Annotated in this window: 16 protein-coding genes; 5 read left to right on the top strand and 11 right to left on the bottom strand. The window is 65.2% G+C overall.

The features are described from left to right. The first annotated feature begins 644 nt into the window (after positions 1–644). Positions 645–1280 (top strand): MT-A70 family methyltransferase, encoded by a 636-nt coding sequence (locus tag ACQR0U_RS27330; RefSeq protein ID WP_434842728.1) that lies wholly within the window; start codon positions 645–647, stop codon positions 1278–1280. Here the strand turns inward: ACQR0U_RS27330 and ACQR0U_RS27325 are convergent. From ACQR0U_RS27325 to ACQR0U_RS27300, 6 genes are all read right to left on the bottom strand, one after another. Next, positions 1277–1978 carry a BglII/BstYI family type II restriction endonuclease gene (locus ACQR0U_RS27325; RefSeq protein ID WP_434842729.1) on the bottom strand — a complete coding sequence of 234 codons (702 nt, stop codon included), beginning with the start codon at positions 1976–1978 and terminating at the stop codon, positions 1277–1279. The two genes, ACQR0U_RS27330 and ACQR0U_RS27325, sit on opposite strands and share 4 nt — an antisense overlap. A gap of 411 nt (positions 1979–2389) precedes the next feature. Further along, positions 2390–2698: a transcriptional regulator gene (locus ACQR0U_RS27320; RefSeq protein WP_434842730.1), complete on the bottom strand. Its 309-nt coding sequence runs from the start codon at positions 2696–2698 to the stop codon at positions 2390–2392. Between the two features lie 31 nt (positions 2699–2729). Further along, positions 2730–6011 carry an excinuclease ABC subunit UvrB gene (uvrB, locus tag ACQR0U_RS27315; protein WP_434842731.1) on the bottom strand — a complete coding sequence of 1094 codons (3282 nt, stop codon included), beginning with the start codon at positions 6009–6011 and terminating at the stop codon, positions 2730–2732. Between the two features lie 188 nt (positions 6012–6199). Next, on the bottom strand, positions 6200–6382 hold the full coding sequence (locus tag ACQR0U_RS27310; protein WP_315714095.1) for a hypothetical protein: 183 nt from the start codon (positions 6380–6382) through the stop codon (positions 6200–6202). Positions 6383–6583: 201 nt separating this feature from the next. Beyond that, positions 6584–6796 carry a hypothetical protein gene (locus tag ACQR0U_RS27305; RefSeq protein WP_035655128.1) on the bottom strand — a complete coding sequence of 71 codons (213 nt, stop codon included), beginning with the start codon at positions 6794–6796 and terminating at the stop codon, positions 6584–6586. Positions 6797–6861: 65 nt separating this feature from the next. Continuing rightward, positions 6862–7785: a LysR substrate-binding domain-containing protein gene (locus tag ACQR0U_RS27300; protein ID WP_315768693.1), complete on the bottom strand. Its 924-nt coding sequence runs from the start codon at positions 7783–7785 to the stop codon at positions 6862–6864. Positions 7786–7875: 90 nt separating this feature from the next. On the opposite strand from ACQR0U_RS27300, the gene ACQR0U_RS27295 reads away from it, so the two are divergent. Genes ACQR0U_RS27295 through ACQR0U_RS27285 form a run of 3 tightly spaced genes read left to right on the top strand, consistent with a single transcriptional unit; the run spans position 7876 to position 9613 of the window. Continuing rightward, positions 7876–8640 carry a TSUP family transporter gene (locus ACQR0U_RS27295; protein ID WP_434842732.1) on the top strand — a complete coding sequence of 255 codons (765 nt, stop codon included), beginning with the start codon at positions 7876–7878 and terminating at the stop codon, positions 8638–8640. A gap of 7 nt (positions 8641–8647) precedes the next feature. Further along, positions 8648–8887, top strand: coding sequence for a hypothetical protein (locus ACQR0U_RS27290; RefSeq protein WP_434842733.1), 240 nt, complete (start codon positions 8648–8650; stop codon positions 8885–8887). A 30-nt stretch (positions 8888–8917) separates the two neighbouring features. Further along, positions 8918–9613 carry a glutathione S-transferase family protein gene (locus tag ACQR0U_RS27285; protein ID WP_434842734.1) on the top strand — a complete coding sequence of 232 codons (696 nt, stop codon included), beginning with the start codon at positions 8918–8920 and terminating at the stop codon, positions 9611–9613. Here ACQR0U_RS27285 and ACQR0U_RS27280 read toward each other — a convergent pair. Then, positions 9610–10392, bottom strand: coding sequence for a crotonase/enoyl-CoA hydratase family protein (locus ACQR0U_RS27280; RefSeq protein WP_316225881.1), 783 nt, complete (start codon positions 10390–10392; stop codon positions 9610–9612). The genes ACQR0U_RS27285 and ACQR0U_RS27280 overlap by 4 nt on opposite strands. A 96-nt stretch (positions 10393–10488) precedes the next feature. Between ACQR0U_RS27280 and ACQR0U_RS27275 the strand changes: the two genes are divergently transcribed. Beyond that, a complete protein-coding gene (locus ACQR0U_RS27275) occupies positions 10489–11118 on the top strand; it encodes a TetR/AcrR family transcriptional regulator (protein ID WP_434842735.1) in 630 nt (209 codons plus the stop codon). Here ACQR0U_RS27275 and ACQR0U_RS27270 read toward each other — a convergent pair. From ACQR0U_RS27270 to ACQR0U_RS27255, 4 genes are all read right to left on the bottom strand, one after another. Beyond that, positions 11093–11575: a hypothetical protein gene (locus ACQR0U_RS27270; protein ID WP_434842736.1), complete on the bottom strand. Its 483-nt coding sequence runs from the start codon at positions 11573–11575 to the stop codon at positions 11093–11095. The genes ACQR0U_RS27275 and ACQR0U_RS27270 overlap by 26 nt on opposite strands. A 15-nt stretch (positions 11576–11590) precedes the next feature. Next, positions 11591–12088, bottom strand: coding sequence for a hypothetical protein (locus tag ACQR0U_RS27265; protein ID WP_315714103.1), 498 nt, complete (start codon positions 12086–12088; stop codon positions 11591–11593). Between the two features lie 347 nt (positions 12089–12435). Further along, positions 12436–13119 carry an HAD family hydrolase gene (locus tag ACQR0U_RS27260; protein WP_315714104.1) on the bottom strand — a complete coding sequence of 228 codons (684 nt, stop codon included), beginning with the start codon at positions 13117–13119 and terminating at the stop codon, positions 12436–12438. Beyond that, positions 13116–13337: a cysteine-rich CWC family protein gene (locus ACQR0U_RS27255; protein WP_315714381.1), complete on the bottom strand. Its 222-nt coding sequence runs from the start codon at positions 13335–13337 to the stop codon at positions 13116–13118. The genes ACQR0U_RS27260 and ACQR0U_RS27255 overlap by 4 nt, the downstream gene beginning before the upstream one ends. Positions 13338–13449 lie beyond the last annotated feature (112 nt).

Here is a 13449-nt window from a genome sequence, read left to right as displayed (position 1 = left end):
GCATTCCCTGCGCGACGGTCTTCACGCTTATACGCAGTCTCCCTGGTGCGCCGGGCTTGTTGGCCACCATCCCCAGCACAATGCGCTCGCATTGCGCCAGGTTGATACCAGCGTCGGGGTATCAGGACGCTGCGACTTCACGTCCGCAAGCGATCGTTCGTCCGCGCCTTCGTGAGAAGATGCTGCGATCTCTCGCGGCCATCGCATCCCCGCCTCGCGTGTCGTGACGATCGCGCGCTACGCCCCTCTGCGGTGAGGCGGGATGCGGGGAGATAATCATGATTTCCGAAAATACGCAAGATGTTTTTATTTTTCGGAACGAACGCTGCGTCTCACGCGCTGTCGGATGGAGCTCGTGCGCCTGTCTCTGGACTGCGGCTCCTCTCCGAAGTTGTGGCCCGCGGGCTGACATGCCCGCGATGCGAGGACCGCTATTGGGCTTTTAGGGCGAGACAGCAGCCCGACAGAGAGGCGTCTGTCTTCGTTTTTCTAGACGAGACGCAGGGACAACTGCGCGAGCATTGCCGTTGCATCAGATCGAGCTCGAAATTATCCACTGGACATCTTGAGAACATATAGCGAACATGATATCTAAATCCTGCCATAGCCCGTATACCGATCAAATGTCTCACGTGGAGTCGGCAATGCTCTCGGCCGGAGAAGATCTTATTCGCTTTGCAGATGGCCGGCGCTTCGGGACGATCCTTGCAGACCCGCCTTGGCAGTTTACAAACAAGACGGGCAAAGTTGCGCCGGAACATAAGCGTCTCGCGCGCTACGGCACAATGAAGCTCGATGAAATCTGCGAGCTGCCATTAGGTCAAATTTCCGCTGCGACTTCGCATCTCTACATGTGGTGCCCCAACGCGCTGTTGCCGGATGGTCTCGCTGTGTTGAAGGCTTGGGGTTTTACGTACAAGTCCAACATCGTCTGGCACAAGATACGCAAGGATGGTGGCTCGGACGGGCGAGGCGTCGGGTTTTACTTTCGAAATGTCACCGAGTTGATCCTCTTCGGTGTGCGCGGCAAGAATGCTCGGACCTTGGCGCCGGGGCGTCGGCAAGTGAACATGATCGAGACCCGCAAGCGCGAACACTCCCGGAAGCCTGATGAGCAGTACGATATAATCGAAGCCTGCTCACCCGGTCCGTTCATTGAGTTGTTCGGACGCGGTCCGCGCAAGGGTTGGTCGACCTGGGGAAACCAAGCCGAGGATTACAAGCCGACGTGGAAGACATATTCCAATCATTCGCAGGCTGGTCTGCTCAGCGCGGACTAGCGGTACGGCTGCCCATCCCAAGTTCGCTCACTGGCCGCTACTATCAAAACCGGGCACGTTCCCATCACTCCACGGCGGACGCGCATTTTCGCCTTGTCGAAAGCGGTCACGGTTGAAGTGCTTAAGTCGATGGGGAGCCTTGTGGACCGGTTTGCCTCAGGAAGTGTTGCCTGATACTCGGACCAGATACGTCTAGCCAAGTTCAATAGGCTCAGCCGATCCTTGGTGATAATGACTCCGGCCGAGATCACTCCGGCCTCGTACCAAGACCGATAGGAAGCCAGATCACGATCGAGGTTTCCATCCTTTGCGTTCCACTCGACGTCAAGGACAACGCGGCCCTTGTAGTTATCGACGAGATAACCTTCCTGGCGCACCGGCGGGAGCGTCTCTATCAGGTTATTGTTTCGGTCGAGCAAAATGCCCGTGGTCTCAAGATCGAGGCGGGCTTCGCGCCAACCACGAGCTGAAAAAAGAGTATCGATTTGATCGGCGATGTCACCCCGGTTTCCTCCGGGCTTTAGCCAATACTCTGGACTAAGTCGGTAGGTTGAAAGAACATCAACAATGTCTTGCCATTCAGGACCGCAGACCGCTTGCATTACTGCGGCCGCCGAGTTCGTCTCCATGTACTCCCAGTGATCGCGTGCCGTGGCCGGCAATACGGTCGGATCATCATAGGTGTAGGTTTCGAACATTATCCCTGGACATCCAGCGCCGAATCAGAGGCAAGATAGCTAGAGGAAAGCCCATCCGCTAGCACAGAAATTAGACCAAGCAGATTGCTCTAGACCTTCAAATTGTATTGGGAGCACAGCGGTGAAGAAGGTATCGAACAAGAGAAAGTCTGTAATCTCTCGACCAACCAGCGTCACGATCCACGGTGTAAAAACTCGAAGGGGCGAGAAGATGCTCGCTGGACCTTATCGTCTTGTGAACACGCAAACCAAGCGTGTTTTCGTTGGGTCTTTAATTGACACGATCAACAAAGGGAAGCTGCGCTTAGCGATATTTAGCGTTCCGAAACGGTAGCTGGACCTTATGTTGAAACCATCTTGGACGACGTTCTCGTCCGGATGGAGCTTATGACTTGTCCCACGCTCGATCGTCTAATCGGCGACGTGAAGCTGCAATACCGCCTGCTTCTGTAGATAGCCGATCACGTTGAAGAGGTTCTTGGCTTGCGGGTTGCCCTGCGGGCCGAACATGCGGATCAGGCTCTTGGGTGGTGTATCGATCGCCTCGCCGAGTTTTTCGAATCCGACGGTCGCCTTGATGCAGTCGCGAAGAATCGTCTTGCCGGTTTCCATGTCGCCGCTGAGCATTGCGTCGACACCTTCGCGAAGAAGCGCTGCTGCGAATCTCGCGTCCGCCTTCGCGTGCCGATGAACCAGCTTGTCGAAACGCTTTGTCTTCACGCTTCTCGCTCCATTCCACGCAGTGTACACCTCACCGCTTCTTCCACCCGCCGCGCTTTCCCGGCGCGCCGCCGGTCGAGCGCGGAGCCGGGCCGAATTCGGGGCCGGACTCGCGGGAGTTGGTGGGCTGGATGATCTTGCTGCTGTTGCCGAATGGCTTTGGCGGCAGCTTGGCGTTGGGGCGGTAGGGCAGGGATTCCGGGCCGTGCATCTCGTCGAGATGCGGCTTGTGGACTTTGGAGCCGGTGCTTGGGCCGCCGCTGATGATGTCGTCGAGGGACGGCGCGAGCGGGTCGCGGGGCTTCACCCCACCCCGGCCGCCTTTGGCGGCCGACCCTCCCCCTCCAGGGGAGGGTGAAGAGGAGCCGCCAGCGCGTGCCGCAGCGCCACGGCCCTTCATCGCCGTGGTCGGGAGATTGGCGGCGTCGCCGTATTTCTTGGCGCCGGCGTAGCTGCCCGCCTTGCTCTGCACGGTGCGCTGCTTGGCAGTGGGGTCGTCGACCACCGCGAGCTCGGTGGCGCGGAGGCGCTTGACCTCGTCGCGCAGGCGGGCGGCTTCCTCGAAGTTCAAATCGGCGGCGGCTTCGCGCATGCGGGTTTCGAGATCGGCCAGCACGGCCTCGAAATTGTGGCCGATCGAGATGACGTCGTCGGTGGTGGTGCCGCCGCCGGTCTCGATCAGCACGTGGTCGCGCTCATAGACCGAGTTGAGGATGTCGCCGATCGACTTCTTGACGCTCTCCGGCGTGATGCCGTGGGCCGTGTTGTACTCGACCTGCTTCTCGCGGCGGCGGTTGGTCTCGGCGATGGCGCGCTCCATCGAGCCGGTCATCTGGTCGGCGTAGAGGATCACCTTGCCGTCGACGTTGCGGGCGGCGCGGCCGATGGTCTGGATCAGCGAGGTCTCGCTGCGCAGAAAACCTTCCTTGTCGGCGTCGAGGATCGCGACCAGCGCGCATTCGGGAATGTCGAGTCCCTCGCGCAGGAGGTTGATGCCGACCAGCGCATCGAACGCGCCGAGCCGGAGGTCCCGGATGATCTCGATGCGCTCGATCGTGTCGATGTCGCTGTGCATGTAGCGGACGCGGATGCCCTGCTCGTGCAGATATTCGGTGAGGTCCTCGGCCATGCGCTTGGTCAGCACCGTGATCAGCGAGCGGTAGCCGGCCTGCGCGGTGGCGCGGACCTCGCCGAGCAGATCGTCGACCTGGGTGCGCGCGGGGCGGATGTCGACGGGGGGATCGATCAGCCCGGTCGGGCGGATGACCTGCTCGACGAACACGCCGCCGGCCTCGTTCAGCTCCCAGCCGCCGGGGGTCGCCGACACCGCCACCGTCTGCGGCCGCATCATGTCCCACTCCTCGAAGCGCAGCGGACGGTTGTCCATGCAGGAGGGCAGGCGGAAGCCGTATTCGGCCAAGGTCGCCTTGCGGCGGAAGTCGCCGCGGAACATGCCGCCGATCTGCGGCACGGTGACGTGGCTCTCGTCGGCGAACACCAGCGCGTTGTCGGGGACGTATTCGAACAAAGTCGGCGGCGGCTCGCCGGGCAGCCGGCCGGTGAGATAGCGCGAGTAGTTCTCGATGCCGGCGCAACTGCCGGTCGCCTCCATCATCTCCAGATCGAAGGTGGTGCGCTGCTCGAGCCGCTGCGCCTCGAGCAGGCGGCCCTGCGCGTGCAACTGGTCGAGCCGCATCTTCAACTCGGATTTGATCGACTTCATCGCTTGCACCAGGGTCGGGCGCGGCGTCACATAGTGCGAATTGGCGTAGACCTTGATGAACTCCAGCTCGTCCTGCTTGTGGCCGGTGAGCGGATCGAACTCCTCGATGTTCTCCACCGTGTCGCCGAACAGGTTCACGCGCCAGGCGCGGTCCTCATAGTGCGCCGGGAAGATGTCGATGACGTCGCCCCGCACGCGAAAGGTGCCGCGGGTGAAATCGTGCTGGGTTCGCTTGTATTGCAAAGCGACGAGGTCGGCGATGAGCTGGCGCTGGTCGATGCGCTCGCCCTTCTTCAGCGCGAAGGTCATCGCGGTGTAGGTCTCGACCGAGCCGATACCGTAGATGCAGGACACCGAGGCGACGATGATGACGTCGTCGCGCTCGAGCAGCGCGCGCGTCGCGGCGTGGCGCATCCGGTCGATCTGCTCGTTGATCGAGGAATCCTTCTCGATGTAGGTGTCGGTGCGCGGGACGTAGGCCTCGGGCTGGTAGTAGTCGTAGTACGAGACGAAGTACTCGACCGCGTTGTCCGGGAAGAAGCTCTTGAACTCGCCATAGAGCTGCGCGGCGAGCGTCTTGTTCGGCGCGAGGATGATGGCCGGGCGCTGCGTCGCCTCGATCACCTTGGCCATGGTGTAGGTCTTGCCGGAGCCGGTGACGCCGAGCAGCACCTGGGTGCGGTCGTTGCGCGCGATGCCCTCGACCAGCTCCTTGATCGCCTGCGGCTGGTCGCCCTTCGGCTCATAGGCCGACTTGATCTCGAAGCGGACGCCGCCTTCCGACTTCTCGGGGCGCGGCGGCCGGTGCGGCGTCCACACCTTGACCGAGCCGTCGTCCTTGCGGAACTCGGGACGGCCCTCGCGGATCAGCGACTCCAGCGCTTCCGCCGTGGCCTTGACGCCGAGCGCCTCCATCTTGTTGCGCGGCGGGCGGGCGAGCGCCTCCTCGTCGTCCTCGGCGGTGGGCAGGCCGAGCTGCCGCGCCAGTTCCGGATCGAGCGTCGGGATGGTGGCGGCGGTGCCGTAATTGGCTTGCGGCGCTTCGGCGAGTCCGGAGGCTGAGGCGGCGTCATCCGCCCCGAGGGGGTGATGCTGCGGAGGGAGGCCCCCACCCTGGCCCTCCCCCGCACGCGGGGGAGGGGACGCTAGCGGCGCAGTCTCGGCATCATCGCTGGCGCCGGCACGCGGCGCCTGCCGCCTGGAGCCCTCCCCCGCGTGCGGGGGAGGGTTGGGTGGGGGCGGGCCATGCGACGGATCGTTGTTTGACGATGAACGTCCACCCACCGGCTGCGGATTTGGCCGCAGCGGGATCGGGCGATCGGACGTGTCGCGGGCCGCAACCTCGGCACTCCTGCCCTTGGTCGACGCCCGCGCGCGGTGCGCGGCGGCCTCGCCGCCGCTGCGGCGGTCCCAGGAATTGTCCGGCGGCGGCTTCAGTCCCGTTGAGGAACCGATGCCGCTCTCGCCCCGGTTGATGGCGGGATTGAGCAGCTCGGCGAGCGCGGGCGCGATCGGCTGCACGTCGGGCCGGTGCGCTTTCGATTTCGGGGTTCGGCCTGGCTTCTTGGGAGTGTCGGGGGTCTTCGCCATGGCCCGAATATGGGACGGATGGCGCCGACTTGAAAGAGTGATCGGGCGCCGCGCACCAGCCTTGCTGACAGCATGGTGGCAGCAGCAGGCATCGAGACGCACGTGCTCCCGAAAGGCCACACGAGATCAGCGGGCGACTCGCGAGCCATGGCGCGCGCGATCGCGTTGCCGCGACGCCACGCTGCCGTTCAATGCCGCGTCGGCTGCTCGACGATGTCGAGATGCACGCCGTGGCAGGCGACGCATTGCAGGGCCCAGTACTCGGAACCGCCGCGGCCGTTGATGACGCTCAGGACGCTCAGCTCCGCATCGCAGTCCGGGCATCGCGTACGCACCGAAAAAGCGAGGTGTTTGACGGCAGGCTCAGCCATGAATTGCAGTCCGCATTACGAATACACTCGGCATTTCGAATTGGCGTTTGATGTTGGCTTGGAACCGTCTGGCCGCGCGGGGGGACTCTCGGGGACTTCACTCTCGGAGATTGTTCCACGTCGCGCTATCCGTCTTTTCCCGGGGGTCGGTCGATATCCTCCGTCGCGTGCTTCAAAGTGCTGCGGTTCGGTCTGCAGCTGTCAGCGCCACCGCTTGCGAAAGCGGTCGATATGGCTTTTCGCGTCGGCAATCGCCATGTCCGCATCGGACCAGGCGAAGCCGACTTCGAGCGAGGGGAACGAAACGCCATTGATCACCACCGGGGTCATGTCCGCGCGGCGGATCCGCGCGTGCCACAAGCCGCGTCCTGCTTCGAACGGCTCGATGGCGAAGTCCTCGTACAAATACGTCATTGCGCAGTCCTGATGTCCCGAACGGCAACGACAGCATGAATTGGTCCGAGCATTTGTGAACGGGTTCACACGTCAGCGTCTTTTTTGATGGCGTCCCTGCGCTGAGAATTCCGGGTCGCGGGCTGTGACGCCGCGCGCATGATCCAGCGCCGGAACGCGGCGAAATCACGTTGGCCGGCCTGGAAATGGCGGTAGACAAGATACCAGCGCTCGCCTTTTGGGACGGTCAATGCAAACGGTGCAACCAGGCGTCCCGCCGCGAGGTCGTCGTCGATATAGGGACGGATGCCCATGGCGACGCCGAGCCCGTCGATCGCGGCCTGCAGCGCATGTCCATAGTACTGGAACTCGGTGCCGCGCGCGCTGACGCGCGTGATGCCCGCGGCCTTCAGCCACAACGCCCAATCCTCGGCGGCATGCGACACCCGCAGCAGGCTCGAGCCCTTGAGATCGGCAGGCTTCTTCAAGGTCGCGGCGAGCCGCGGCGTGCACACCGGCACGAGATCCGCGGCGAACAGCGGCTCGGCGACGAGGCCCGGCCAGGCGCCGTGGCCGAGCTTGATGCCGCAGCTCCAGTCGTCACCGAACGGCACCGCCGCCCCGCCGGTGGTGATGCGGACCTCGATGTCCGGCTGCTCGGTGCTGAAATCGGCCAGACGCGGGATCAGCCATTTCATCGCGAACGTCGGCCCGACGCCGAGCGTCAGCACCCGCATCGATGACGGCGCCATGATCTGCGCGGTCAGGCTCGACAGCGCATCGAAGATCGGCGTCAGCCCGCTCTGATAGGCGCGGCCGGCGGCGGTGAGCGCCAGGCGGTTGGCCTTGCGCTCGAACAGCACGACGCCCAGCCGCTGCTCGAGCAGGTTGACCATGCGGCTGATCGCGGCCGCGGAGACGTTGAGCTCGCTGCCTGCCGCGGCGAAGCTGCCGGTGCGCGCCGCCGCCTCGAACGCCTTGATGCCGTTGAGGAACAGCAGCCGTCTCATCGCGCCCTCAGGAAAACTGATGGAGGGCAAGATAACTCGGTTTGTACTGATATCGCCAGTGCGACAAATTGCATGGCGAGGAGATCAGCCATGACACCCGCCCTGATTGCAGCGCTCGGATTGCTGATGGTGGCGACGGCGTTCCTGTCGGGCCTGTTCGGCATGGCGGGCGGGCTGATCCTGATCGGCGTGCTGCTGGCGATCATGCCGCTGCCGGCGGCGATGGTGCTGCACGCGGCGACGCAGATGGCGTCCAATGGCTGGCGCGCGGTGCTGTGGCGCCGGCACATCCGCTGGCGGCCGGTCGCGGTGTATCTCGTCGGCTGCGCGCTGGCGCTCGGCCTGTGGGCGCTGGTGCGCTACGTGCCCGACAAGCCGGCTGCGCTCCTGCTGCTCGGCGTCACCCCGTTCATGGCGCGGCTGATGCCGGCCGGCCTCAGGCCCGATCCGGACAGCGTCTGGCAGGGCGCGATCTACGGCACGATCTGCATGGGGCTGATGCTGATGACCGGCGTGTCGGGGCCGCTGCTCGACACGTTCTTTCTCGGCGCGCGGTTCGACCGCCGCTCGATCGTCGCCACCAAGGCGACGTGTCAGGTCGCGAGCCACCTCACCAAGCTGATCTATTTCGGCGGCATCATCGACCAGGCCGCGGGCCTCGATCCGGTGCTCGCGCTCGTTGCCGTCGGCGCGTCGATGCTCGGCACGAGCCTGGCGCGGCGGCTGCTGGAGGCGATGAGCGAGCAGCAGTTCCGCACCTGGGCCAACCGCATCATCACGGCGGTGGCGAGCTACTACATCCTCTATGGCGGCTGGCTGCTGCTGGCCGCGCAGAGCTCGGCGGCGGCGGAGTGAGGCGAGCATGGCCGGATCGGCAGACCCCCTGGTGCTCGACTTCGTCGAATGGATCGCGCGCGCGCCGCGCAGCCATGCCGAGGTGGTGGCGACGTGGCGAACGAGCTGCCCGCGGCTGACGGTGTGGGAGGATGCCGCCGATCTGGGCTATGTCACGCGCGAGGCGATCGCGGGCGCCGGCCTCTTCATCATCGTCACCGATGCCGGCGCGCGGCTGCTGCGCGACAACGGCCGCGTCGTGCGCTAGAACGGTCCGGACTTGGAGGAAGGACCGGGAATGGCCGTGAAACTGTATGAACTCGTCGGGACCGATGCGAGCCGACCGTTCAGTCCCTATTGCTGGCGCACGCGGATGGCGCTGGCGCACAAGGGGCTGAGCGCTGATACGATTCCGTGGCGCTTCACCGAGAAGAGCGCGATCGCGCCGCATGGATCGGAGAAGGTGCCGGTCATGCTCGACGGCGACCGCGCGGTCGCCGATTCCTGGGCGATCGCCAACTACCTCGAGGACACCTATCCGGACCGGCCCTCGCTGTTCGGCGGCGCCGGCGGCCGCGCCATGGGGCGCTTCCTCAATGCCTGGGGCGATATCGCCATCGTCGGCGGCATCTTTCCGCTGATCATCGCCGACATTCCGAAGAACCTCGCCGCCGAGGATGCCGACTATTTCCGCAAGTCGCGCGAGGCGCGGTTCGGCAAGAGCCTCGAAGAGGTCATGGCCTCGCGCGACCAGGCGGTCATCGGCTTCCGCAGATCGCTGGAGCCGCTGCGCCAGACCCTGAAGACGCAGGCCTTCATCGGCGGCGATGCGCCTGACTATGCCGACTACATCGTGTTCGGCGGCTTCCAATGGGCGCGCGTGGTGAGCCCGTTCCGGCTGCTGGAGGAGAGCGACAGCGTCCATGCCTGGCGCGAGCGGCTGCTCGATGCGTTCGATGGGCTGGCGCGCAAGTCGCCGGGCCACCCGGTCTAGCAACGCGGCGGCCGGCGCTCGCGCCAGGCCGCCAGCCCGTCCGCGAGATCGCGGCTGCCGACGAGGCTCGCGAACTGTTCGCTCTCGACCTGGAGCCCTTCGCCGATCGCCATGTTGAGCCCGCGCGTCGCGGCGGTGATGATGCCGGCGACGGTGTCCGGCCCGTGGCGGATGATGCGCTGGGCCAGCGCGCGCGCCGCCGGCAAGAGCTCGTCATGCGGCACGACGGCGTTGACGAGGCCGATCTCCAGCGCGCGCGGCGCCGGGAAAGAATCGCCGGTCAGCAGCAGTTCGAGTCCGCGCTTGCGGCCGACCAGCCGCGGCAGCCGCTGCGTGCCGCCGAAGGTCGGCGGCATGCCGAGCCTGATCTCGGGCTTGGCGAAGCTGGCGCGCTCGCTCGCGACCGCAAGATGCACGGCCTCGGTGATCTCGCAGCCGCCGCCGAAGGCGAGCCCGTTGACGGCGGCGATGACCGGCTTGCGGAACGCCTCCAGCCGCGCCGTCATCGCCTGGCCGCGCCGAACGAAGTCGCGCAGCGCGGCAGCGCGCCCCTGGCGGACGCTTGCGGTGAATTCGTCGATGTCGGCGCCGGCCGAGAAGGCGCGTTGTCCCGCACCGGTGAGGACCACGGCCCTGACGCCGGCATCGGTCTCGATGCGGTCGAGCGCGGCCATCAATCGATCGATCAGCGCGTAGCTGAGCGCGTTCAGCCGCTGCGGCCGGTTCAGCGTGATCACGGCGATGCGGTCGGAGATGTCGAGCAGGATGAGGTCGGTCATGGTGTCTCGCAGGCTGGCGGTTGGAGCAGGTGAAGACTAGGCGCCGCGGCAGCCGAGGTATATTCACTGGTCAGTATACATTGACCGAGCGCCGCCATGCCCCGTTCCTCCGATCCCACGCCCGCCCGCATCATCGCCGCCGCGAGCAGGCTGTTCTATGCCGAGGGCATCCGCGCCGTCAGCGTCGACGCGGTGGCGGAGAAGGCCGGGGTCACCAAGAAGACGCTGTACTATCATTTCCGCAGCAAGGACGATCTGGTCGCGGCCTATCTCGCCGCGCGCGACCAGCCGAACCTGACGCTGTTCAAGCGCTGGTTCGACGAGACCGAGGGCGGGCTGCCCGACAAGATCGCCGGGATCTTCAACCGGCTCGCGCGCGCTGCGCGACATCCGAAATGGCGCGGCTGCGGCTTCCTGCGCACCACCGCGGAACTCGCCAATCTGCCCGGCCATCCCGCGATCAGGATCGGCGCCGCCCACAAGAAGAAGTTCGAGGCCTGGCTGCAGGCGATCTTCGAGGAGCAGGGAATTGCCGAAGCCGGCGAACTCGCGCGGCAGATGCTGCTGCTGCTCGACGGCGCGTTCGCGGTCGTGCTGCTGCATCGGGACGCCAGCTACATGGAAACCGCGGGCGCCGCGGCGCGAACGCTGGTCGCGGCGGCGCTGCCAAAGGGAAGGCGATACGCTCCCCGCAGCACTGTCAGCCGGCGCAGCCGCGTCCCCTGACCTGCTCGCCGCGAATGATCGTCGCGACCATCCGGCTCGCCATGCCGTCGAAATCGGATGGCTTGATGTAGCCGGCGGCGTAGGCTTCCTGGGTGAGCCGTTCGATCCTTCGATCCTCGGCGGTGGTCCATACGCCGGCGATATAGGCGGCGCCGGCCGGACCATAGGTCTCGGGATAGCGCTCGTTCTGGTTCTGCCGGTGATAGTAGTAGTGGTTGAGGCCGCTGATGAAGCTGTCGCGTTTGGCGCCGCAGCGGTCGCTCCAGGCGAGGTCGAGCGACTTCAGCGCGTCTTCGCGCTGCGAACGCCGGGCGTCCTCGGTGTATTTCTCGTGGTCCTGAAACTCCGCGCCGGTGACGGGCGGAAACGCCGCCGCGGTCGGCGCTTCGGTCAGGAACAGGCGTCCGCCAACCTGCCAGACGACGATGGCCGCAATGATGAAGATCAGCCGGTTCATGGCAGCGCTCGTTTGCTATCGCCGGTCCCGTTGCGCCTGCCGCGTCCGGCACACCGCCGACTCGTCGGACCAGAAAGCGGGTCCGGCGAATTGCGGGACCTCCTCGCGCACATCGGCCGGAAAGTCCGCCTTGGTGATCCCCTTCTCCTCGAAGGCTTCGAACAACGCCTCCTTCACGCGCTGATCGAGCGGCGTGCCGACGCTGTCGGCCGCCTCCTGGAGCGATTTGTCGGTGCAGATCTTTGCGCCCCAGAACTGCCGCTTGCAATCCAGCTTGGCAACATAGGCGCGGGTGTAGGCCGTCAGTGCGTCCACCAGGTTCTGCTTCATGGTCTTGTCGCACGGCGACAGCTTGTAGGCCGTCGCGGCCTGCAACGCGTCCATGCGCAACGCGTCGAGCTTGGGATTCTTGTCGCTCTGCGAGGTGTGCTGCGCGAGCCACGCCTTGCGGTCGAACTCCTTTGCCTCGGGGCCGCCGAAGGTCATGTCGACCGTCGGGGATAGGGGAGCCACGACAGCCACGCCCCCCGGCGCCGGCGCAGCAAGGTTTGAGACCGTTTCAATCGAAGCTGTCCGCATCATGCCCCGCCACGGTCCATCCGGAAGCGGAAATCCCCTGACCGCCCAACTCACACCTGCGAACGCAGCCAAAAATGCCGCACCCGCGGCGCCAATGAATCGCAACATGAAATGAGCCCATCCGCCAACGCCCAGCAAAGTAGTGCGTGCGGGTTAATGCATCCGATAGGACTGCGGACGGCGCGCAACGACGTGAACCGATCGTGACCGTGTTCGGCCGCGTTTGAAGAAAATGGCTCATGAGAAGGCTGCACGGCGATTCACGGCCTGCCGAGGTGACGTCACGTCCTGACGGGCAACACCGAACGGCGCGCGAGCAGCGCGATGGCGGCATCGAGATCCGGCAGCACGGCCGCCGCATTCGCCCGCGAATGATCGTTCGGCGGCACGATGTCCGGCACCATCAGGGTGATCGCGCCGGCGGCGTGCGCCGAGGCGACGCCGGGATTGGAATCCTCGATCGCGACGCAGGCCGGCGCGTGCGTCCGCAGCCGTTCCGCGGCGAGCAGATAGAGGTCCGGATGCGGTTTGGCGCGGGCCACGTCGTCGCGTGTCAGGACCGCATCGAAGCGGTGATCGATGCGGGCGAGGCGGAGATGCTCCGCGGCCGTGCGGCGCGAGGACGAGGTGACGACCGCCTTGGGCAGGCCGACCGCGTCGATCGCATCGAGCAGCGCGATGACGCCGGGCTTCAGCGGCATGCCCGCCTGCAGGATCTCGACCGTCTTGGCCGCGAACAGGCGGTTGACTTCGGCCAGCGGAAAATCGTCGCCGAAATGGTCGCGCAGGGTCTGCTCGTTGTCGGGTCCGGGAATGCCGATCATCGCATGGCAGAGCTCGACGACGCCGTCGCTGTAGCCGAGCGCATTCAGTGCCGCGATCGCAGCTTCGAGATAGACCTTCTCGGTGTCGAGCAGCGTGCCATCCATGTCGAGCAGGACGGCTTCGACGTGCCAGCGCGTCACGAGCCCGGCTCCGGTTTGCCGGCCAGTCTCTTGAGGCAGTTGGCGCACAGGCAGTCCTTGAAATTGCTTTGTCCGGTCTTGGGCAGCGGCAGGCGCACGGTCTCGTCGAAGCACCAGCAGGAGCCGCCCGGATCGCAGCTGAACGCCGTGCCGCACGACTCGCAGATGAGCTGCCGCGCGGTCATGTCCGCTAAACGATTTGTCACCTTCGGAACCACGTCCGACCAGCCCCTTTTCATGTCCGGTTCATCTGCAGGGGCAAGTATAGTGCGTGACAATCTGCCGCGCCATCGCAGTCTGCGGTCGCGGCAACACAGCGTTTCGGGAGCT

Origin of the sequence: Bradyrhizobium sp. HKCCYLRH3097 (genome assembly GCF_051167875.1) — a bacterium.
Taxonomy (GTDB): Bacteria; Pseudomonadota; Alphaproteobacteria; order Rhizobiales; family Xanthobacteraceae; genus Bradyrhizobium.
The sequence above is the reverse complement of the archived record's forward strand: the minus strand, read 5'-3'. Positions and strand labels throughout refer to the sequence as shown.